The sequence below is a fragment of the Oleiphilus messinensis genome (assembly GCF_002162375.1).
Lineage (GTDB): Bacteria > Pseudomonadota > Gammaproteobacteria > Pseudomonadales > Oleiphilaceae > Oleiphilus > Oleiphilus messinensis.
Genome location: NZ_CP021425.1, coordinates 4,098,070 through 4,117,844, shown reverse-complemented (window position 1 = coordinate 4,117,844; position 19,775 = coordinate 4,098,070). Strand labels below are relative to the sequence as shown.

21 protein-coding genes are annotated in these 19,775 nt (G+C 47.2%); 14 read left to right on the top strand and 7 right to left on the bottom strand.

The window, feature by feature from the left end; all coding sequences use genetic code 11:
- Nucleotides 1-164: 164 nt before the first annotated feature.
- The 4 genes from dcd to OLMES_RS17885 are packed head-to-tail and all read left to right on the top strand — an operon-like array spanning nt 165 to nt 3,358.
- Nucleotides 165-731, top strand: a complete 567-nt coding sequence (gene dcd, locus OLMES_RS17900) for a dCTP deaminase (RefSeq protein ID WP_087462518.1) — start codon at nt 165-167, stop codon at nt 729-731.
- Between the two features lie 35 nt (nt 732-766).
- On the top strand, nt 767-1,426 hold the full coding sequence (locus OLMES_RS17895; RefSeq protein WP_087462517.1) for a class II aldolase/adducin family protein: 660 nt from the start codon (nt 767-769) through the stop codon (nt 1,424-1,426).
- A 31-nt stretch (nt 1,427-1,457) separates the two neighbouring features.
- The gene (locus tag OLMES_RS17890; protein WP_087462516.1) at nt 1,458-2,081 is read left to right on the top strand and encodes a YjaG family protein; all 624 of its coding nucleotides are present in this window, start codon (nt 1,458-1,460) and stop codon (nt 2,079-2,081) included.
- A gap of 11 nt (nt 2,082-2,092) precedes the next feature.
- Complete coding sequence (locus tag OLMES_RS17885) at nt 2,093-3,358, top strand: valine--pyruvate transaminase (RefSeq protein WP_087462515.1); 1,266 nt, start codon at nt 2,093-2,095, stop codon at nt 3,356-3,358.
- Nucleotide 3,359: 1 nt separating this feature from the next.
- On the opposite strand, the gene purN is transcribed toward OLMES_RS17885, so the two are convergent.
- Together purN and purM are read right to left on the bottom strand one after the other, a co-directional pair.
- Nucleotides 3,360-4,022 (bottom strand): phosphoribosylglycinamide formyltransferase, encoded by a 663-nt coding sequence (gene purN / locus OLMES_RS17880; RefSeq protein WP_087462514.1) that lies wholly within the window; start codon nt 4,020-4,022, stop codon nt 3,360-3,362.
- 162 nt (nt 4,023-4,184) lie between these two features.
- Nucleotides 4,185-5,234: a phosphoribosylformylglycinamidine cyclo-ligase gene (gene purM / locus OLMES_RS17875; protein WP_087462513.1), complete on the bottom strand. Its 1,050-nt coding sequence runs from the start codon at nt 5,232-5,234 to the stop codon at nt 4,185-4,187.
- Nucleotides 5,235-5,522: 288 nt separating this feature from the next.
- Between purM and OLMES_RS17870 the strand changes: the two genes are divergently transcribed.
- The 6 genes from OLMES_RS17870 (at nt 5,523) to OLMES_RS17845 (ending at nt 10,167) form a co-directional block, all read left to right on the top strand.
- Nucleotides 5,523-6,611 carry a DUF2066 domain-containing protein gene (locus tag OLMES_RS17870; RefSeq protein ID WP_157678368.1) on the top strand — a complete coding sequence of 363 codons (1,089 nt, stop codon included), beginning with the start codon at nt 5,523-5,525 and terminating at the stop codon, nt 6,609-6,611.
- Between the two features lie 149 nt (nt 6,612-6,760).
- Nucleotides 6,761-7,342 carry a CDP-alcohol phosphatidyltransferase family protein gene (locus tag OLMES_RS17865; protein WP_087462511.1) on the top strand — a complete coding sequence of 194 codons (582 nt, stop codon included), beginning with the start codon at nt 6,761-6,763 and terminating at the stop codon, nt 7,340-7,342.
- A 71-nt stretch (nt 7,343-7,413) separates the two neighbouring features.
- A complete protein-coding gene (gene hda / locus OLMES_RS17860) occupies nt 7,414-8,139 on the top strand; it encodes a DnaA regulatory inactivator Hda (protein WP_157678367.1) in 726 nt (241 codons plus the stop codon).
- A 154-nt stretch (nt 8,140-8,293) separates the two neighbouring features.
- On the top strand, nt 8,294-9,085 hold the full coding sequence (locus OLMES_RS17855; protein ID WP_087462509.1) for a ParA family protein: 792 nt from the start codon (nt 8,294-8,296) through the stop codon (nt 9,083-9,085).
- Between the two features lie 60 nt (nt 9,086-9,145).
- Nucleotides 9,146-9,514 (top strand): YqcC family protein, encoded by a 369-nt coding sequence (locus tag OLMES_RS17850; RefSeq protein ID WP_087462508.1) that lies wholly within the window; start codon nt 9,146-9,148, stop codon nt 9,512-9,514.
- 56 nt (nt 9,515-9,570) lie between these two features.
- Complete coding sequence (locus tag OLMES_RS17845; RefSeq protein WP_087462507.1) at nt 9,571-10,167, top strand: uracil-DNA glycosylase family protein; 597 nt, start codon at nt 9,571-9,573, stop codon at nt 10,165-10,167.
- A gap of 72 nt (nt 10,168-10,239) precedes the next feature.
- Here OLMES_RS17845 and OLMES_RS17840 read toward each other — a convergent pair whose 3' ends face one another.
- Nucleotides 10,240-11,709, bottom strand: a complete 1,470-nt coding sequence (locus OLMES_RS17840) for a NarK family nitrate/nitrite MFS transporter (protein WP_087462506.1) — start codon at nt 11,707-11,709, stop codon at nt 10,240-10,242.
- A gap of 413 nt (nt 11,710-12,122) precedes the next feature.
- On the opposite strand from OLMES_RS17840, the gene OLMES_RS17835 reads away from it, so the two are divergent.
- Nucleotides 12,123-12,518 (top strand): cupredoxin domain-containing protein, encoded by a 396-nt coding sequence (locus OLMES_RS17835; RefSeq protein WP_087462505.1) that lies wholly within the window; start codon nt 12,123-12,125, stop codon nt 12,516-12,518.
- Between the two features lie 22 nt (nt 12,519-12,540).
- Here the strand turns inward: OLMES_RS17835 and thpR are convergent, their stop codons facing one another.
- From thpR to OLMES_RS17820, 3 genes are all read right to left on the bottom strand, one after another.
- The gene (thpR, locus tag OLMES_RS17830) at nt 12,541-13,242 is read right to left on the bottom strand and encodes an RNA 2',3'-cyclic phosphodiesterase (RefSeq protein WP_087462504.1); all 702 of its coding nucleotides are present in this window, start codon (nt 13,240-13,242) and stop codon (nt 12,541-12,543) included.
- A gap of 183 nt (nt 13,243-13,425) precedes the next feature.
- Nucleotides 13,426-14,283 carry a carboxylating nicotinate-nucleotide diphosphorylase gene (gene nadC / locus OLMES_RS17825; RefSeq protein WP_198343025.1) on the bottom strand — a complete coding sequence of 286 codons (858 nt, stop codon included), beginning with the start codon at nt 14,281-14,283 and terminating at the stop codon, nt 13,426-13,428.
- Nucleotides 14,284-14,344: 61 nt separating this feature from the next.
- Nucleotides 14,345-14,881, bottom strand: coding sequence for a retropepsin-like aspartic protease family protein (locus OLMES_RS17820; RefSeq protein WP_232465139.1), 537 nt, complete (start codon nt 14,879-14,881; stop codon nt 14,345-14,347).
- 301 nt (nt 14,882-15,182) lie between these two features.
- Here OLMES_RS17820 and OLMES_RS17815 point away from each other — a divergent pair, with 301 nt between their 5' ends.
- The 3 genes from OLMES_RS17815 to OLMES_RS17805 all read left to right on the top strand — a co-directional run bounded on the left by OLMES_RS17815 (nt 15,183) and on the right by OLMES_RS17805 (nt 19,221).
- A complete protein-coding gene (locus OLMES_RS17815; RefSeq protein WP_087462503.1) occupies nt 15,183-17,669 on the top strand; it encodes a DUF1631 domain-containing protein in 2,487 nt (828 codons plus the stop codon).
- Nucleotides 17,670-17,795: 126 nt separating this feature from the next.
- A complete protein-coding gene (gene ampD, locus OLMES_RS17810) occupies nt 17,796-18,347 on the top strand; it encodes a 1,6-anhydro-N-acetylmuramyl-L-alanine amidase AmpD (protein WP_087462502.1) in 552 nt (183 codons plus the stop codon).
- 1 nt (nt 18,348) lies between these two features.
- Nucleotides 18,349-19,221, top strand: a complete 873-nt coding sequence (locus OLMES_RS17805; protein ID WP_087462501.1) for a hypothetical protein — start codon at nt 18,349-18,351, stop codon at nt 19,219-19,221.
- On the opposite strand, the gene syd is transcribed toward OLMES_RS17805, so the two are convergent.
- Entirely contained in the window at nt 19,190-19,762 is a 573-nt protein-coding gene (gene syd, locus OLMES_RS17800; protein ID WP_087462500.1) for a SecY-interacting protein, read from the bottom strand. The two genes, OLMES_RS17805 and syd, sit on opposite strands and share 32 nt — an antisense overlap.
- Nucleotides 19,763-19,775: the final 13 nt, after the last annotated feature.

Genomic DNA, 19,775 nt, shown 5'->3' with positions numbered 1-19,775 from the left:
GAGACTTTTTAATCGGGGTGTAAACCGGTATGATGTCGCCCTCTTTTTGCCTGTCCGCCAGTAGTCAGGCAGTGTTGATAAATTAATTTTGATTCTGACCGGGCCCGCAGTGTTTGGGATAGCTCATCACTTAGGGGCTGGTGAGTCGAATTGGATGGAAATCTATGAGTATTAAATCCGATAAATGGATTCGCCGTATGGCACAGGAAAAAGGGATGATCGAGCCTTTTGAGCCAGGCCAGGTGCGATTTGGCGAACAAGGTAAGATCGTGTCTTATGGAACCTCCAGTTATGGCTATGATGTGCGCTGTAGTAATGAGTTTAAGATATTTACCAACGTCCATTCAGCAACGGTGGATCCAAAGCGGTTTGATGAGGCCAGTTTTGTGGATATGGAGAGCGATGTTTGTATCATCCCTCCAAATTCTTTTGCTCTGGCGCGAACGGTTGAATATTTTCGGATTCCGCGTACTGTGCTGACGATTTGTCTTGGAAAATCGACCTATGCTCGCTGTGGAATAATCGTAAATGTCACACCTTTAGAGCCCGAGTGGGAAGGTCATGTTACCTTGGAATTTTCAAATACGACCAACCTTCCTGCTAAAATTTATGCCAATGAAGGGGTCGCACAAATGCTGTTCTTTGAGTCAGACGAAGAGTGTGAAGTCAGTTACAAGGATCGTGGCGGTAAATATCAGGGACAGACAGGTGTAACATTGCCAAGGACTTAGGTTCGTTGGTGATAAGTCAGGCATAGGTCCAGTCTATGGAAGCCCGCAATTCCGAGCAGGAAGGCGTTATCAAGTATGACCTTGAATTCCGGTCGACGAAAATTACTGAGCCGGACTTTGAGCCCAAGTTGCAGGTGTTGAATCGCTGGCGCTCGGTTTTGTGGCGTTTGGGATTGGTCGGTCAGGATCCGCTTCGGTATGGTGGCTTGGGCTTTGGAAATATCTCGATTCGCATCCGTGGTGATGCATTTTTGGTTTCCGGTTCGCAAACCGGACATCTGTCATTTCTCTCTACCTGTGATTGTGCGTTCGTTCGTGATTTTGATCTCGCGCGCAATAGCTTAATTGCTGAAGGAGAGTGCAGGCCCTCTTCTGAAGCGCTGTCTCACGGCGCACTGTATGACCTTCATGAGGGCATTGGTGCCGTGGTTCACGTGCATTCTCCGGAAATTTGGCAAGGCTTTGAGCAAATTGGATTGCGCTTCACTTCAGAGACTATACCGTACGGAACACCTGAAATGGCGTTCGCTTTGCAAACAGAGGCAAATGCTTTGCTTAAAATGTCCAGTTCGGGTGTGGTTGTGATGCGGGGGCATCATGATGGCGTGATTTCTTTCGGGCGGGATCTGGAAGATGCCACGATGGTGTTGTTAAGTGCCCATGCACGCGCCGTAAAAATGAAATCAAGAACGTAAAGTTTTCTATAAACGCTTGCATAACGGTTGTATGCTCAAGCAAGTATTGGAGTATGAGTTGAAGCTACATCAGGTTCAAAAACAGCTGGAAAAGCTAAAAGGCTGGCGTGAAATTCTCTTCACGTTAGCGCTGGCTGAACGGAGTTATCCCAACTATGTTTTGTTCTGTGAGCTTGCAGAGGTTGAAAATACCAAAGCGTACAGAGCATTGCTGGATACATTGTGGCGAGCACTGGAGGAAAAGACCAGTAGTTCAGTAATCAACGCCTTATTACTTAAGTTGGAGCGGCTAGTGCCTGATGCCGAAGCCTACGACATGTATGGTGTCAAGCCAGCATTGGACAGTTGTGCCTTGGTGGAGTCGGTGATGTTCGGCTGGCTGAACCCTGAAAATCGTCGGGCATTGGAGGCGAGTCAGTCCAGCCTGGCTACGGTGACTGATTTTATCGAGTATGCAGAGGGCGAAGGGTTAGACGAAGATGAGCTTGTTGAATTGTTCGATGCTCATCCCTTTGTTGTTCAGGAAAGTGAATTTCAATCGCAGTGTTTCAGGCTTATCAAGCCGGAACGGTATCCGACCAGAGAGTTGTTGCAAAAGGTCAAGAGAATAGCGGCTAATGAAGGGGTTTCTAATATCGGAATTGCCCTTGACTGATTAGGGGTATTATGAAGCTTTCAAAATTTGGTACAAAATTCACATCTGATGCTGGTATCACCTCGCTGATGGATGATTTGGGTAATGCGATGGCCTCTGGCGAAGACATCATTATGATGGGTGGGGGCAATCCTGGATTCATCCCTGAGGTAGAGTCGGCCCTGCGGGAACGCCTGCAGCGTATTTGTGATGATCCAACGCTTTTTCGCAAACTTGTTGGCGTTTATGATCCGCCGCTTGGTGACACGGCCTTTATCAAAAGTCTGGCCAAATTACTTAATAACACCCTTGGTTGGCCGGTTTCTGAGAAGAATATAGGCTTGACTAATGGCAGTCAGTCCGCGTTTTTCATGCTGTTTAATATGTTTGCAGGTGAATACGAAGGTGGAGCGGAGGGTGCCATCAAGCAGATCCAGTTACCCATGACACCAGAATACATAGGTTACGCCGATGCAGGATTAACTGAAGCATTTTTTAGATCCAATCGACCCACAATCGAGCTATTGGACGACCAGTTATTCAAGTATCATGTTGATTTCGAGCATTTGACAATACCGGAGTCAACCGGGGCGCTTTGTATCTCGCGACCGACCAATCCTACAGGTAACGTAATCACGGATCAGGAATTAACCAGGCTGGATGGGTTGGCTCGAGAGCACGGTGTGCCCTTGATTCTGGATTGTGCCTATGGGTTGCCTTTTCCTGGATTGATTTTTTCCGATGCATCCTCGTATTGGAATGACAACATGATCGTTTGCCTGAGTTTGTCGAAATTGGGGTTGCCAGCTTGTCGAACCGGCATCGTGATTGCGCATGAGGATGTAATTAACGCGCTTGCAGGTGTAAATGCGATTCTTAACCTTGCTACAGGGAGTTTCGGGGCCATGCTGGCTGCTGACCTTGTGGACTCTGGGCAGATTCTGGCATTGAGTGATAACGTCGTGCGTCCGGAATATCTTCGGAAATCCCAGGCCGCTGTTGCCAGGCTGCAGAAGGGCTTGTCGGGGTTGCCATTCCGGATACACAAGCCAGAAGGCGCGATGTTTCTCTGGCTCTGGTTCGATGGATTACCGATATCCAGTCATGAACTCTATGAGTGTCTAAAAAAGAAAGGGGTGCTGATTGTTTCCGGGCACTATTTCTTTCCTGGTTTGGACGAAGACTGGTCGCACAAGCGGGAATGTATTCGTATTACCTATTCTCAAGATGAAAGTCTGGTTGCCAGGGGCTTGGATATCATTATTGCTGAAGTGCGAAAAATCTATTCCCGCGCTTGAGTCAGGCCTCGAATTGCAGTCCGTTTTCGGGAATGATGATGTCATCCAGATAGGCGCGATTGTCAGTCATTGACAGTCGTTGCTCTGCCATCCATTTGATTACCTGAGGAAAAATCTGGTGTTCTTTCAGTAAGACTTTTCCTGCGAGTGATTCCGGCGTGTCATTTTCTTCAATATCAACTCTGGCCTGAATGATATTTGGGCCACCATCCAGCTCTTCTGTGACAAAGTGCACTGTAGCCCCGTGTTCTGTATCACCGGCTTCCAATGCTCGCTTGTGAGTATGAAGTCCTTTGTATTTTGGTAGCAGTGATGGGTGAATGTTCACCATTTTTCCCTGAAACTGGCGGACGAACGCAGGGGTGAGTATGCGCATGAAACCGGCCAGGACGACAATATCCGGTTTGTATCTCAAGATTGTTTCGGCGAGCTTTTCGTCAAATGCTTCGCGATCCTGAAAGTTTGTGTGATCCAGTAGCTCAGTCGTAATACCGGCTTGTCTGGCGCGATCAATCCCCCCAGCCCCGGGTCGATTACTGATAACTGCTGCAATGCGCGCGGCGATTGTGCCGTGTACGGTTTGATCGATCAAGGCCTGTAAATTTGTTCCGCTACCTGAAATGAGAACAACTATTGAGGCTGTTGGGGAAGCACTATCGGCCATTTATGAACCTTACTACTGTATTATTTGGACAACAACGTAGATCGTCTGTCTTGTTATGGGGCGCGACTTAAGTAGCCAGCCTGTTCCCGTATTTCAATCACACCGGTATTGAGGTTACAGGATTGCATTGTGGTACAGGCTGGATTGAGTCTTGTCTAGCTGTTAGTTTGCGTTTTGCAGTACAACCTGGTCGTCTCCAGCTTCCGCATGGGCAATCGATCCGATTATGGTTGCAGTTTCACCTGCGGCTTTAAGTATTTTCAGGGCTTCGTCAGTATGTTCTTGTGGAACGCAAACGATCATACCGATTCCGCAGTTAAATGTGCGGTACATTTCCTGAGTGGTTACATTTCCGGCCTCTTGTAGCCATTTGAATACCTCAGGCATCGGGCAGGCCGAAAGATCCAAAACAGCTTTGGTTTTTTCTGGCAGTACTCGGGGTATGTTTTCGAGGAAGCCACCACCGGTAATGTGTGCCAAGGCATTGACCTGGCTTTCTTTGATAAGTTTGAGCAACGGCTTGACGTAAATGCGTGTTGGTGCCAGTAGTGCCTTTGCGAGAGTGGTCTCGCCCAGTGGCTGATCCAGGTCTGCACCGCTTACTTCGATTATTTTTCGAATGAGCGAGTAGCCATTTGAATGGGGTCCTGAAGAGGCTAGACCGATCAGCTGGTCACCTGCTTTCACTTTACTGCCGTCAATTAATGCTGACTTTTCCGCGATGCCCACACAGAAGCCTGCGAGATCGTAGTCTTCGCCTTCATACATTCCCGGCATCTCGGCCGTTTCACCGCCAACCAGCGAGCAACCGGATAATTCACAGCCTGCCCCGATGCCTGATACGACATCAGCTGCAATATCAACATTGAGCTTCCCGGTAGCATAGTAATCAAGGAAAAATAATGGTTCTGCGCCTGCTACGATTAAATCGTTGACACACATGGCGACCAAATCGATTCCAATGGTGTCATGTTTGCCCAGGTCCATGGCTAACCGGAGTTTGGTGCCCACGCCGTCTGTACCTGAAACCAATACCGGCTCAGAGTAGCCTTTCGGGAGCTCGAATAGCGCGCCAAAGCCACCGAGGCCCGCCATTACTTCTGGTCTTTTGGTTTTTCTGGCTACGGTTTTGATGCGTTCTACAAGTTGATTGCCTGCGTCAATATCAACACCGGCATCTTTGTAGCTTAGCGAAGGTTTTTGGTCGGTCATTTAGATGGATACCTGAATAAATTGCTATCAGTTTGAGTTGGCCTGGGCCGAGCGTATGGCTGAACTGCATTTGAGGCTATTGCTCGAGTCTACAGTTCACCGAGACGCGCCGCACTGGTTTGCACGAATTTGTGTGGCGTGACTTTAAACCCGCAATTTTACCAGCTGTTTGCGGTTGTGGCTATCCGCAGGCAGTAATTTGCGTGCATACTCGCACTGTTTCCGTTACAAGATAAAATGAATAAGGTATTATTTCACGATTTGGTATAGGGATGGACAATGGTCGTTATGTCGTCACACATAGTCAAAGCTCGATCGGTGTTGGTTGGGTGTGTCTGGATTATGTTCCTGGTTGCCGTTTTTGCCCCGGCAGCGCAAGCTGTGGTTGTGTCAGAGTTATATGAGGCAACGATTCCTGTTTCAGGTAAGGCCGCTGCAGTTGAAAATGAGGCCTTTGCACTCGCATTATCTCAAGTCCTGGTTAAAGTCTCTGGTGATCCGGAGGTGCTTCAGCACCCGGATATTAAAACGCAATCTTCAGACCCAAAAAAGCTTATTGCACAATTCGGCTATCGGGCGGGAGTCGATGCAGCGAATCCTTTTAATCTTCGTGTCGTTTTTATAAAACCATCTATTGATAAAATGCTCAAAGCCTCTGGGTTCCCGCTGTGGGGGGGGAATCGCCCTTCGGTGTTAGTGTGGATTGCCCGGGAGGAGTCGGGTCAACGAGAAGTTGTGGGTAACGCGAGTCAGCAGGGTTTTGTCGAGGGGTTACAGCTTGCGGCTGCGCGCCGCGGCGTGCCCGCGTACATTCCGGTAATGGATCTACAGGATGAAACTGCGGTCACTGTGAGCGACGTGTGGGGGTTATTTGTTGATCCTGTCGTTGAAGCATCAAGTCGGTATAACGCTGATGCGGTGGTTTTGGTTAAAACATATGGTAACAGTGGTGGCTGGAGCGGTCGCTGGATGATGGATCTCAAAGGTCAGCAGTTCAGCGGTAGTTTCCGGGTTTCATCACCTTTAGAGGTCTCGCAGCTCGTGATTGATGAGATTGCTACGGTGCTGGCGAAACAATATGCTGTTCATGACGCCTTGGTTGATGGTGAAGGTCGAATTGAGCTGGAGATTTCCGGGGTGGAGCAATTTCGGGATTATGTTGGTGCGTATCAATATCTCGAAGCGTTAGCACCCGTGCAAAGCCTGGATATACTCCGTGTACATGACGGAGCCATTCAGGTGAGCGTCTGGGTAGCAGGTAACGAAGCGCGTCTCAGGCAATATATAGAACTTGATCGCAAGTTAGTGCCTGATATTGTGCCAATACAATCGGCTGAAGATACGCTAAAAATGTACTATCGTTGGAACAGGCGATAAAGCTGGCGAGTGGCATATAGAAGGCGGTGTGTAAGCGAGGATGTTTTGTGTGTGCTCTGAGTCGGTCGATGCGCTCCGTGTGGGTTGACGTTTTTCCGTAGTTTTGACGGCTTCTGTTGGCATTGCTGATAAAAGCCATTGGTTAATATATGGTCATGATTGAACAGCGGCATATTCCGAATATTTTGACCTTCGGCAGGATGATTCTGGTATTGCCGATCGTGAGTTGTTTATACAGTGAATATTATCGACAGGCGCTGGCCTTGTTCTTTGTGGCAGGTCTTACAGATGCCATAGATGGGTTTCTGGCTCGTAAATTTGAATGGAAGAGTCGATTGGGGGCAATTGTGGACCCTTTGGCGGACAAGCTTCTATTAGTCTCTGCATTCATTGCATTGACTTTTTTAGGGAAAATAGCACTTTGGTTGACTGTGCTGGTTTTTGCTCGCGATGTCGTGATTGTTTGTGGTGGTGTCTATTATCGGTATACCGTAGGGACGATTCAAATGGCACCTTCCAGGTTAGGGAAGTTGAGTACGTTGGCGCAAATTACCTTTGTTCTGGTTGTGATCATTTCATTGGCTGGGTTGCCAATGCCGGAAAAAACTGCCTATTGGGGCCAGTGGCTGGTGGCAATACTCTGTGTCGCCAGTGGAGTGCAGTATGTTTGGGTTTGGTCGAGAAAAACGATTACCGAAGCTGTTTCTGGCACTGATGCAGGTAAGACATGATATTTGCCCGGAGTATATTGATCGTTGTCATTAATCGTGAACAGCGGTCCAGTGATGATGTTGGATTTTGAGTGACAAGTTGTAATTTAATGGTTGATCTATTCTCCCTTGAACAGTTATCACTTCCCCTCGCAATTCGTGATGAAGATACATTCGCGAATTTCTTGGCCAAGGGCAATGAGATGGTTTTAAGCATGCTCAATGGGATGTGGGAGGTTGATAAAGGAGATGTATATTTTTTATTTGGAGCAAACAGTTCTGGCAAAACTCATTTGCTTCAAGCCGCTTGCCATGATGCAAGTCAGCGCGGTATGCGAGCAATTTATTTTCCTGCCCGAGAGTTGATTCGGCTTGAGGTTGAGATATTGCAAGGTTGCGAGACGTTGGATCTGGTTTGTGTTGATGACGTCGAAATTCTTTTGGGGGATCCCGAATGGGAGCTGGGTTTATTTACGCTCTACAACCGACTCAAGGATAGTGGCAAAACACTTCTTATTTCCAGTGCATGTGCAGTCACCCAGCTGAACTGCCAGCTTGCTGATTTGAAGTCCCGATTGCAACATGGGGTTGGGCTTCGCCTTCTGGAGCCAGATGAACACCAAAAAGCTGAGATATTTCAGTTTCGGGCCCGATTACGTGGTCTCGAGGTAACTGAAGAGGTGATGACGTTTATCATGCGGCGCAGCCAGCGAAGTCTTGGCGATCTTTTGCATGTATTGCAGAAACTTGATGATGTATCATTGTCTGCCAAGCGAAAGTTGACAGTCCCTTTCGTGAAACAAAGCCTGGGCTGGTAGACGAGAACGCGGGTTTGAGCGAGATATTTATCACAGGCTCCGGTGAGCATCTAAGCAATAATGGCCGGGCATCAATCTTAAAAAATAGTAGAAAAGCCGATACTGGCTAAATAAAAAATAAAGCCGATATAACAGACAAAAATAGGGGGGGTCTATGCGTCGAGTCATATTTAATCAAAAAGGTGGTGTGGGTAAGTCCAGCATTACCTGTAATTTGGCGGCGATCAGCGCAAATGAGGGTTTGAAAACACTGGTTGTGGATCTGGATCCTCAAGGGAACAGTACTCAATACCTCACCGGAAAGGCCTCGGCAGAATTGAGTGATACGGTAGCTGACTTCTTCGAACAAACGGTCGCGTTTAATATTTTCAACAAAAAGCCCGAAGATTTTATCCATGCCACAGCCTATCAAGACTTGTTTGTTATGCCCTCGCATCCGGAATTGGATTTTCTGGAACGTAAGTTGGAAACCAAGCACAAAATTTACAAATTGAAGGAAGCTTTGCAGAAACTTGAAGAATCTTTTGATCGAATTTATATCGATACGGCACCGGCACTGAATTTTTACACCCGTTCGGCACTGATAGCCGCGGACACCTGTCTGATACCCTTTGATTGTGATGATTTTTCTCGACAAGCGCTGTATTCCATTATTGGTGAAATTCAGGATCTTCAGCAAGATCACAACAAAGGACTGCAAATAGAAGGTATTATTGCGAATCAATATCAAACACAGGCTAGTTTACCTAGACAGTTGATTCAGGAATTGTTGGATGAGGGATTGCCTGTATTGCCGGTTAGATTGTCTTCTTCCATTAAAATGAAAGAGTCCCATCAGGCGCGGCAACCACTCTTGCACATGGCGCCCAAGCATAAGTTGACGCAACAGTTCATCGATTTACATCGAGTTTTACAAGGTGAGAAAGTTGAACTGGAAGCCTTGTAATACCCTTCGAAATCTAATGTTCCGCCGTTTGGTTCTCCTGAGGTTCGACTTGGTAACAATATGAAGATGAACCAGAGTACGCTTCGTCATGTCGACGTTGCAGATATTTCCTTGGAGCTTTGCGCTGCGTTGCGTGGAGCCCAAATTTGGACAGATGTAGCTCCGGCTCCTGAGGCTTTACAAAGCCAATTACCCTTTTGCGTGGACAAGCTGAGTTTTCCCGAATTGATCCAGTTTGTTTTTCTGCCAAGATTGACGAGCATTGTGGAGCAAGGGCTGCCTTTGCCGGGTAAGAGTAACATAGCGTCTTATGCTGAGGAGTATTTTCGACTTAACCCCGTTAACCCCCATTCTCCCGTGGCTTGTGAGACGATTCTTGCCATTATCAGGCGCTTTGACCGCATTTGCTCCGAGTCTAATCACGCCTGACTGACGCTTTGGGGTGGTTGTATTTTGTGCAATTGTTTTGACTATCTGGGTCTATTATGAGCAAAATTATTGCGACAGATGTGCAGTTGCCCGAGCTTTTATCGAGCATTCGTGAGTGTCGGCTCTGTGAAGCTCATCTTGAACCTCGACCGGTCCTGCGTGCTTCAGCTACCGCAAGATTGTTAATCGTTGGCCAAGCTCCTGGAAAAAAAGTTCATTTGACCGGAATTCCCTGGAACGATCCGAGTGGTGATCGGTTAAGGTTGTGGTGTAATCTCGATAAAAAGTCATTCTATGATGAGTGTCATGTTGCCATTATTCCTGCTGCATTTTGTTATCCCGGAAAGGGGAAGAGCGGTGATTTGCCGCCACCTCCAATCTGTGCCGATACTTGGCACGGGGCATTGTTGGCGCAACTTCCAAATATTGAACTGACGCTGCTGGTGGGGCAATATGCTCAGAAGTGGTATTTGGGGGCGCGTCGTAAAGCAACTTTAACCGATACCGTAAGATGTTTTGATGAGTACATCTCTTCCGGCTTTTTCCCATTACCCCATCCTTCGCCTCGTAATACGCTTTGGTTGAAGCGGAACCCGTGGTTTGAACAAGATGTCGTGCCAGCACTCCAAGATAACCTGAGGCGGTTCGAATAATAGGTGCTTTAATCAAAAAAACCGGGGCGAGCCCCGGTTTTTTTTATAGTGAACCTGATTCGTTCAATTTGATCAATTCACTTTGATCAGCTCTACAGAACCATCTTCCAGGACTTCTGCCATGTGGCCTTCCGGCTCTTCCAGGAATTGTGCAAATACAAAGCATACTGCTGCCGCACCTGCAATGAACATAAAGAAGGTTGATGTATCTACGAATGACAACACGGTCAGGAATGTTACCGCACCAACGTTACCATAAGCGCCTGTCATTCCGGCAATTTGCCCGGTCATACGACGTTGCACCAGTGGTACCATTGCGAATACTGCGCCTTCACCGGCCTGAACAAAGAATGAACAGCACATTGTTGCAACAACTGCAGCAGCAATCATCCAGGTGCTATCGATTTGACTTAATACCATGTAGCCCACAGCAAGGCCGGCGATCAGAATAGAAAGTGATTTTTTACGGCCGAACTTATCACTCATCCAGCCTCCGCCAGGACGTGCAGCAAGGTTCATGAATGCAAAACCGGACGCCAGCAATCCTGCTTTTACAGGGTCAAGCTCGAATGTGTCCATGAAGAAAAGAGGAAGCATGGAAACAACAGCCAATTCAGAACCGAATGTTACAAAGTAAGACCAGTTCAGGATGGCAACCTGTTTGAACTTGTATTGTTGAATCTCGGGTACACCGTGAGTGAGGTTTTCTTTGTTTACTTTATAAATTTGACTGGTCTGAAAGACGAACAGCGCGACCAATCCAGCATAGAGTGCATTACAGGCAGTGTTGCTGAGCAGGCCCAGGTTTTCCGGACCAAGTTTCCAGGTCAAAACGGCAAGTGCGATATACATTGGCACGTTCATGGCCAGCAAAAAGTAAAAGTCTTTTTTGGAGGTTACTTCCAGGCCACCGCTTTTCTTAGGTTTGAAATAGGTAGACCCTTTGGGTGTATTGCGTGCAACACGGTAGAAAAATATACCATAGAGAAAAGCGACTACGCCGGTACTCAGCAGTGCATAGCGCCAGCCGTCCTCACCGCCATACATTAATGCTAATGTAGGCAACGTCATGGCGGCAGCAGCGGAGCCAAAATTACCCCAGCCACCATAAATTCCTTCTGCTATCCCTACTGTTTTAGCCGGGAACCATTCGCTCACCAATCGTATGCCGATAACGAATCCTGCGCCGGTAAAGCCCATGAGGAATCGGAATAACGCCAATTGCTCATAACTGTTCGCCATGGCGAAAGCGCCACACATGAGACCTGCCGCCATCAACAAGCCGCTGTAAATCAGTCGAGGGCCAAATTTATCAACCAGCATCCCCACAATAATCCTTGCAGGGATTGTCATTGCGACGTTCAAGATCATCAAAGCCTTTAATTGTTGGTCGGTCAAATCAAACGCTTCTTTCATGAAGGCCAGCAGTGGTGCGTGGTTAAACCACACGACAAAGGTGATGAAGAAGGCGACCCATGACACATGCAATGTGCGGATCTTGGGATCCGAAACATTCAGTATGTTGAGGTTTTCTGAGGACATTGATGAACTCTCCTGATTAATTGAATTGCTTGCTCTTGGATTAGCAATGGCTGGGCCTAAAATGAATTAAGGTATATATAACAATGATATAGGTTTGTGCTGTGGATTTATTTTATATCTTTTTTTTATGGAAATGTTTTTAGTTGGTGCGTTAATCTATTTTTAGGTGATTTAAAAGGGTGCGCCAATCGCATTGATATTGCTTTGTTCATCCAAAAGCACCAAAATGGTGCAGATGTGTCATTTTGATTTGTTTTAAGACAAATTGGATTCTTTTTCGTGGGAACGCGTAATTGAGCTGCGCTCAAGCTAATATAGGTACTTTCAGGCGTACTCTTCTAGGGTCTGTGAATGTTAAAAAACGTATGGTTTACACACCGTTCTATTAAAATTGAACTTAAGGAGATTAAAGTATGAATCGCTACCAGTGGTTTAAAGGATGGGTTTGCGCGATGACTCTGATGATGGTCGGCAGTGTTCTGGCTGCAAATGATCAGAATGAAGGGGCTGATACGATTGAAATAAAGTTGGGGGATTATCAGTTTGATCCAGCAGAGATTCATGTAAAGGCCGGTCAGCCTGTTATTTTGAAGTTAACAAATACAGACATGATGACGCCTCATGATTTTGTGCTCATCGATGAAGCGGCTGGCCTGAATATCGAGGTGAGCGTCAGTCCAAAAGGATCTGAAACGATTGAAATTGTTCCTGCAAAACGGGGTCAATTTGCATTCCATTGCAGTAAGCAGCTTCTGTTTTTTGCCAGCCACCAGGAGCGGGGCATGGCGGGTAAGCTTATTGTAGAGTGACTTGAATAAGTCCTAACAGGCCCTAACCATTAAGATCCAAGTCAGGGTCATCGACTAGCTCCTCTTCATCCAGACTGTCGTCATAGCCGGCGGTTGGAGACTGGAATCGAGTACTTGGCTCGGTATCATTCGGGCGGAAGGTATCCAGAATTTCGTACATGGAGCCTTCTGGTGTCAGTGTACTTCTGAACAGGTGGAATTCGTCAATTGTAAATTTTAGTTCAGGCGCGGAAATCTCTTTCAGCCTGCCTGCCTTGAAGCCTCGTTTTAAACGTCCCAGTGTGATGTGCGGGCGAGGTTCGGGGCTGCCACTTTGCAGTCCAAGATCAATCATCTTTTCCTGTATGCGATCGAACAGTGCTCGTAGCTCGGTGTTTTGTTTGACCCTGGCGACCAGGAAGCGACTACTGCTCTTTGTTGGGAAGCCACCAATGCTGTCTATTTCCAGATCAAAGGGTTGATCCAGTAGTCGCGGCCACTTTAATTCCTGTTTCAGTATTTGTACTGTTCCGATGGGGAGTTCACCCAAAAAATGCAGTGTTAAATGGTAGTTTTGTTTTTTCAGCCACTTGAAGTGTTGAAACTGTGACTGCCCTTGAATGGCCAGACACTCCCGGTGCAATATTTTGCGAACCGGGTTGGGCACAGAGAGTCCAATGAAGCAGCGTAGTTCTCGCTCACGAAATGAGTTCGGATTAGCATTGCCGGTCTGGGATCCCTGCATTCAATCTACCTTTTTACCTTTGTTCTCATTTTTGGGCAGGCCACTTTTAGCTATCGATTGGCCACCGTTGTATTAAGGATAGGTCAAAAAAAAGGATATGAATAAAAATTACGCTGCTTCCCTGCGAAATGGTGATCCTGGTGTGGTGTCGTAGATCGGATTATTCTGGTGCCTGTAATTTTCCTATGAATCTGTGTCGAAACGCATGGATAGATCGATAGACCTGCAGTCTTTGGTGAGTGCGCCAATAGATATGTAATCTACCCCGGTTTCGGCGATGGGGACAAGTGTACTGTCATTAACGCCACCAGACGCTTCCAGCTTTATCGCTGCTGGCTTGAGGGAAACGGCTTCGCGCATATCTTCCAGAGAGAAATTGTCGAGCATGATTATGTCTGCGTTTGCGGCTAATGCTTCGGCGAACTCCTGCAAATTTTCGACCTCAACTTCAACCGGTTTTCCGGCGGCAATGCTGCGGGCAGTACTGACAGCGTTCGTCAGGCTGCCGCACGCGAAAATATGATTCTCTTTGATTAAAAACGCATCATACAGACCAATTCGGTGGTTGTAGCAGCCGCCACAGGTTACAGCATATTTTTGCGCACGACGGAGGCCGGGCAGTGTTTTCCGGGTATCAAGCAGGCGCACTTGAGTATGCTTCACCAATTGTGCATAGCGTTGGCATTGGGTTGCAGTGCCGGAAAGTGTTTGCAGAAAATTAAGCGCAGTCCGCTCTCCGGTCAGTAATCCCCGGGCGGGGCCTTCGAAGTGAAAGAGGGGCGTGTCAGCTGTAATCTTATCGCCATCCTGAACCATGGGGCTGATTTTAATCCGTGAATCAATTTGCCGGAATGTTTCGATCACCCAATCCATACCACAAATGATCGCCTCCTCGCGGCTGATGACTCGCCCGGTGGCATTGCCGTCAGCGGGAATCAACAACGCCGTGATATCGCCATCGCCGATATCTTCGGCCAAGGCGATTTGCACTTGATTCTGGATAATTTCAGGGGTTAGGTAGAGTGGTCTTTCTTGCATCATTAAGTATCACTTATCCGATTTGTTAGCAGCATCCGAGCGGGTTGCGAATGTTTTGTGTTTTTTAACGGGACTGTTGCGTCAGTGTCAGGTACTGTCCTTCTTGATGGAAATCGAGTTGCTTTAACACGCTCATCCCCAAAAGGGTTTCATCATTCTTGTTCATTGCGGGGTTAATTATGGCCCGGACGTTATAAAGTCGGATATCACCAATGGACAAAGTCGCAATAGTCGTTTGAATTGCTTGAACCTGACCATTTGCAGTTTGCACTGTGGTGTAACCCTGGCGGGGTAGTTTGAGTGACTCGGCCAGGCTCTCTGGAACGACCACCTGTGTTGCCCCGGTATCAAGCAAGAATGTGGTGTGGGTGTTATTGATTGCTCCTGCCGTCAGGTAGTGGCCATATCGATTGCGTTTCAACGAGACGGTAGTGGTGCCTGTTGCATGAGTACTACTTACTGGATCGCGATTGGGGTTAATTTGGTTTTTTTCCCAAAGACCAAATAGTTGGGTCAGTAACACCATGCCAACAATCCAGGCAATGATCGCCATGCTTTTGCCAATTGATTTTGTATTGTGCTCGGTAGATGGATCTGTCACGTATTTGTCACCTGTATTTCAGTTTGCCCGCGTGAAACTAAAGGTTCTACGAAGATATGTGGTGATAAGTATAAAAGATGCGCCTGAATGAATAAATGATTGTGATCCAGTTCGCGTAGTGACATTTTGTGACAGAAGATGACCTTTTGACGGATTATTATTGTAAGTGCGCTATATATTTGACGCGAATGACCGATATTAGTCCGTGATTGGCAAATAGTTTTAGCGTAACCTAAAGGAATAGAGTCGTAAGATCTTGATTCTTTGATTTTTAAACGTTCCGTCTCACTAGGAATTTATCATGGCTGAAGAAAAAGTTGTTAATTTACTCGATGCCCGTTCAAACAAGATAGAAGCAGGTTTTGTACCGCTTCCTTCTGTTATTTTGAAGTTGCGGACAGATTACAACGAATTTGCCAATAAACAGCTGGGTAAAATGTTCGACAGTGCCGATGACCTGCTGTTTGCGCGAGCGGACAAGGCCGGAAGTAGCACGGAGCAAGCCGCCTATTTTGATGCGATGCGAGAGCTACGTTTGAGTCGAAAATCTTTTATGGCATCGTATTTCAGTTCCGTATCGGATGACTTTTCCAACCTTTCCAGTGCTAACAGCCAGCCAAACCTCGCTGTTGCGCTTGATGCGGAAGAGCTTTCGCTGGTCGAAATGGACGAGATGGAGGAGAAAGTTGCCATCGAAACTATGATTAGTAAAGTCAGAGAATCGGCAGAGATGGCGCTTGAACATCTGCACCTTCGTATTCAAAGTCTGTTTCCAAATACGGTGGTCGAGCCGGATTGCATTCCGATAGGCCCGCAACGTGTGTGTAAGTCGACTGCGGGATGCCTCAGCGAGTTGGAGATGGACATTCGCGCGAAGCTGGTTGTACTAAAATTGCTGGATCAATTTTTGGTGGCTCATTTGCCTGAATTCTATAAAGCAGCGAATTTGTTGCTCGCAAAACATGGTGTTATGCCTGATTTAAGTGGTGCTCTTTCGCAGGGGAAAAGTGTGGGGTCTCCCAGAAAGGTCACTTCAAACTTATCATCATCAAATTCTTCTCCGGCCAGTACTGACGGATTTGCTCATGTGGATGGTTCATCCAATCAAGGCTCAAACATGGGGTCTCAGGTTATTAGTGCTGATGACACATTTGCAGCACTCAGGGCTGCCATCCAACCTGGTGTGGGGGGGCGTGCAGCAGCTGCTACCACGATTGGCGATGACCTTGAATCTGGTGAGGTTTTACGTGCGTTGACGTTGGCTCAATCCCATTACACTCAGGATCAATCCGGGGCGGTGTCCCATGGCGCTGTGTTGGATTTTCGATCCGTAATTGCTGCGCAACTGGGGATGCCACAGGAAATTGCGCACTTTAAAGCCATTGATAATGATGTAATAAATCTGGTCTCTATCCTATTCGAATACATTTTGGGGGATGTGCAAATTCCCGACAAAGTGCGTCAATTAATAGCGCAGTTGCAAATACCAATGTTGAAAGTTGCGATGATTGACAAGAGCTTCTTCAATGCGAAGCGACATCCTGCAAGACTGTTGCTGAACGAAATTGCACGGGCATCCATTGGCTGGAATGAGCGCTTGGGCAAAGGTCGGGATCAATTAATTACCAAACTCGAAGGGATCGTTGAGCATCTGACACGGGATTTTGATACCGACTTGAGCGTATTCAGTCAAATGTTGGAGGATTTTGAAAAATTCGTCCAGCTTGAACAACGCCGAAATGAATTGATTAGTCGACGTATTCAGGATGCGGAAGAGGGTAAGGCGAAAAGCGATGAGGCTAAAAAAGCTGCTGAAACTGTTGTTGCGCAATTGCTTGATGGGCGTAGTTTGCCCACCATGTTGAAAGAGGTTTTAAGTGACGGCTGGACACGTGTACTTACACTGCATCATCTTAAAAGTAGCGATGAAGATAACCGATTCGACCAGTCCAGAAAGATACTGGAGCATACGCTCTGGAGTATTTCTCCGCGCCCGGAAAATGATGCCAGACAGAAACTGGTTCGGATGATTCCGAAAATCTTGAGAGCTTTGAGAGAAGGGCTGGCTGAAGTGTCTTACTCGCCTCAGAATGTGGTGAAGGCCTTATCCGAGCTTGAGCGCTGTCATGTTGATGCCTTGCAAAGATTATCCTTACCCAAAGCAGAAGCATTCAAAGCGCCTGCGCCCCCTGCAGACCCAGCGTCGACATTGGGCCAGACTCAGGATACTAAGCGTAGCGAGCGCCAGAGTGTGTCTTCTGTGACCCGTGATTTTAATGCGCTGCAACAGGATAAACGTTTTCAAAGTGAACAAAAACGCCTGTCGGGTGAATTGCTGGAAGAGTTGGGCTTCAGTAATACGGAGTCCGCGGCCCCAGCACAAGATAGTGCTCCGCTAGAAAACTTACAGCAAAATCCGGATTCAAAGGCGCAATCTAAAGCGCCGGTTCCGTCTACACCCGCCACTGTGGATTCTGCTCCACAATCAGGTTCCGTTTCGACCATTTCTCCGGAAATGGTTAAGGCCTGGTTAGAAAAAGTGGAGCACCTGCGAGTTGGCGCATGGTTTGAGTATCACCCCGAAGGTGGGGACGCAATGAAGTTCAAGTTGGCTGCCGTGGTCAAAAGTATTGGTAAATACATCTTCATTAATCGAAATGGGGCAAAAGTTGCCGAGTTCCAGAAACAGGAATTGGCGGAAGCTTTTGCATCCGAGCAGGTTAAATTGTTGGATGATGGCCTGATATTTGATCGTGCACTTGAATCGATCATTGGCAGCATGCGGTAAAAGTTGTGGCGTTATTTTTCAGCCTCGCTATACTCTCGAACGTCAACAGGCTCTAGAGCAATGTTCTCTTTACACCTACAACAGTAGTGATGCCTGTGTACTAATGCTTTTCAAAGTTGTGAGCGTATGGAATTCGTCATTTCAGAAGATGGCTGGATCAGTGGTGTGCGAAAGGTACCATCGCCGAATTTTAATGATCGTCCGGAGGGGGAAGAGCCTAGTTTACTGGTTATCCATAATATCAGCCTCCCGCCTGGTCAGTTTGGTGGCAATGCAGTCGAAAAATTCTTTACGAACAATTTGCCAGCCGATCAACATCCTTTTTTTCAGACTATCGCGAAGTTAACGGTATCCGCTCACTTTTTTATTCAGAGAACGGGCGCAATCATTCAGTTTGTTCCCATACATAAACGGGCGTGGCATGCGGGTGTATCTTCGTTCGAGGGGCGGGAGAATTGCAATGATTATGCAATTGGTATCGAGTTGGAAGGAACCGACGTCGAGCAATATTCCCGAGAACAATATGAGGTTTTGATCGCGTTGACAAGAGCGATTATGGGCCGGTACCCGGGTATTAGTTCGGGTCGAATTGTCGGGCACTCGGATATTGCGCCAGGGCGAAAGACGGATCCCGGCGCGAGTTTTGACTGGTCATATTATCGGGCACAACTAGCCTGATATGTCGATTCTATTGGTGTGTAGTGCGTTAATTTTACAGCGTCTGTTAGGGTTAACTTTTAATCAGCGTCTGATTACGGAAATTGATAAAGTATTGTATGCTGATGCGATGCAGCGGAAGCTGGCGCAGGAGTGGTTTCATGTCGTTTTTTTGCTAGCCGCGCTGGCACTCTTTGCTTGTCTGCATATCCTTTTACAGTGGACGTTTCCCTTAGCCTATGGTGTGTTTGGCTTTTTCCTGAGTTGGTTGTTGCTGATTGTGCTGCTGGGTAATCCTCAGGCAAAAATTATAATCAGTCAGTTTGAAACCGCGTGGCAGGCCAGGCAGCATTATCAAGCAGGGTTGTCGATTGCCAAAGCCGCTGATATTCAACGTAATGCGAAAACGTTACAGGGAACTGATGCGAAAGGTGAGGCGTTGGTATACGAACGTGCTTTTTTCTGTGTGCTTGAGGATACCTATCGCAGTTACTTTGTAATTATTTTCTGGTTTTTGATGTTGGGACCCGTTGCCGCGTTGTTGGTTCGTTTGTTGGAGCGCTGGGTTTTGTGTGCGCCCAACCGGCGGGGATGGGCTGGACGATTTTTGCTCTGGGGGCTCGATTTTATTCCATCACGCTGTCTCGTTCTTTCGCTCTGGTTAGTTGGTCGTCCTGCCGGAATCAAACTCCGTTTCAAATCATTGTTTTTTGGCTGGTCACACAATACTGTACAAGTGTTTCAGCCCCATTTTCATCGTCTGCTCCATCGGGTAGGACGTGAAACATCCGTTGGTTACATCCAGCAACTGCGGGCAGGATTAGGGTGGGTTTTGCTTTTTTGGCTCTTGTTTTCCGCTGGATTCACGGCGTATAAGGCTTCGTGGATGGGTTAAAGCCATTTAACCATTGTGCTAGCGAATCTGATAATTGTCGATGTGGTTTTTTTCCTGGATATTCAAGTAGAACATGGCCCGTAGTATTATCGAGGCTGATGATCTGGTCATCGAGCGTGCAACCAATAAAAAAAGTATAGTCCAGCCGCTTTTTCATCTGTGCAAACAGGTGTCCGAGCATATTTTCCTGTAACATTTCAAAGTCGTGTTCATTCCACACCTGAATTATGCTGACTTCATTGCCTTTAAAGTCTCCCCAGATCCCATCAGACCAGAATGCGGTATAAAACGTTTTGATGTCGTCATGAAATTGTATTTGAAGCGCGGATTCGAGATTCGTGAATGCTGAGTCCGGTTCCCAAGGCGTGGGTTGCCAATGGATATATTCCGGGTTTTGCGGGGTGAGGTGTTTCTGGATGCAGGGTGAATCCCAGTCAGTCTCGGATCGAGCCTCGGGCAAATGTGGGGCTGTGGCGGCATATAAGGCCAGGAATCGGTTATGTACCCCTATCAGCGCGTCTTTTACTTCGTTGTTGCTCATAGTGAACTTCTTT

What these genes read in the sequence shown, in the direction of transcription:
- dcd (WP_087462518.1), top strand. Translation starts at nt 165, where the DNA reads ATGAGTATTAAATCCGATAAATGGATTCGCCGTATGGCACAGGAAAAA.
- OLMES_RS17895 (WP_087462517.1), top strand. Translation starts at nt 767, where the DNA reads ATGGAAGCCCGCAATTCCGAGCAGGAAGGCGTTATCAAGTATGACCTT.
- OLMES_RS17890 (WP_087462516.1), top strand. Translation starts at nt 1,458, where the DNA reads ATGCTCAAGCAAGTATTGGAGTATGAGTTGAAGCTACATCAGGTTCAA.
- OLMES_RS17885 (WP_087462515.1), top strand. Translation starts at nt 2,093, where the DNA reads ATGAAGCTTTCAAAATTTGGTACAAAATTCACATCTGATGCTGGTATC.
- purN (WP_087462514.1), bottom strand. Translation starts at nt 4,022, where the DNA reads ATGGCCGATAGTGCTTCCCCAACAGCCTCAATAGTTGTTCTCATTTCA.
- purM (WP_087462513.1), bottom strand. Translation starts at nt 5,234, where the DNA reads ATGACCGACCAAAAACCTTCGCTAAGCTACAAAGATGCCGGTGTTGAT.
- OLMES_RS17870 (WP_157678368.1), top strand. Translation starts at nt 5,523, where the DNA reads ATGTCGTCACACATAGTCAAAGCTCGATCGGTGTTGGTTGGGTGTGTC.
- OLMES_RS17865 (WP_087462511.1), top strand. Translation starts at nt 6,761, where the DNA reads ATGGTCATGATTGAACAGCGGCATATTCCGAATATTTTGACCTTCGGC.
- OLMES_RS17855 (WP_087462509.1), top strand. Translation starts at nt 8,294, where the DNA reads ATGCGTCGAGTCATATTTAATCAAAAAGGTGGTGTGGGTAAGTCCAGC.
- OLMES_RS17850 (WP_087462508.1), top strand. Translation starts at nt 9,146, where the DNA reads ATGAAGATGAACCAGAGTACGCTTCGTCATGTCGACGTTGCAGATATT.
- OLMES_RS17845 (WP_087462507.1), top strand. Translation starts at nt 9,571, where the DNA reads ATGAGCAAAATTATTGCGACAGATGTGCAGTTGCCCGAGCTTTTATCG.
- OLMES_RS17840 (WP_087462506.1), bottom strand. Translation starts at nt 11,709, where the DNA reads ATGTCCTCAGAAAACCTCAACATACTGAATGTTTCGGATCCCAAGATC.
- OLMES_RS17835 (WP_087462505.1), top strand. Translation starts at nt 12,123, where the DNA reads ATGAATCGCTACCAGTGGTTTAAAGGATGGGTTTGCGCGATGACTCTG.
- thpR (WP_087462504.1), bottom strand. Translation starts at nt 13,242, where the DNA reads ATGCAGGGATCCCAGACCGGCAATGCTAATCCGAACTCATTTCGTGAG.
- nadC (WP_198343025.1), bottom strand. Translation starts at nt 14,283, where the DNA reads ATGATGCAAGAAAGACCACTCTACCTAACCCCTGAAATTATCCAGAAT.
- OLMES_RS17815 (WP_087462503.1), top strand. Translation starts at nt 15,183, where the DNA reads ATGGCTGAAGAAAAAGTTGTTAATTTACTCGATGCCCGTTCAAACAAG.
- ampD (WP_087462502.1), top strand. Translation starts at nt 17,796, where the DNA reads ATGGAATTCGTCATTTCAGAAGATGGCTGGATCAGTGGTGTGCGAAAG.
- OLMES_RS17805 (WP_087462501.1), top strand. Translation starts at nt 18,349, where the DNA reads ATGTCGATTCTATTGGTGTGTAGTGCGTTAATTTTACAGCGTCTGTTA.
- syd (WP_087462500.1), bottom strand. Translation starts at nt 19,762, where the DNA reads ATGAGCAACAACGAAGTAAAAGACGCGCTGATAGGGGTACATAACCGA.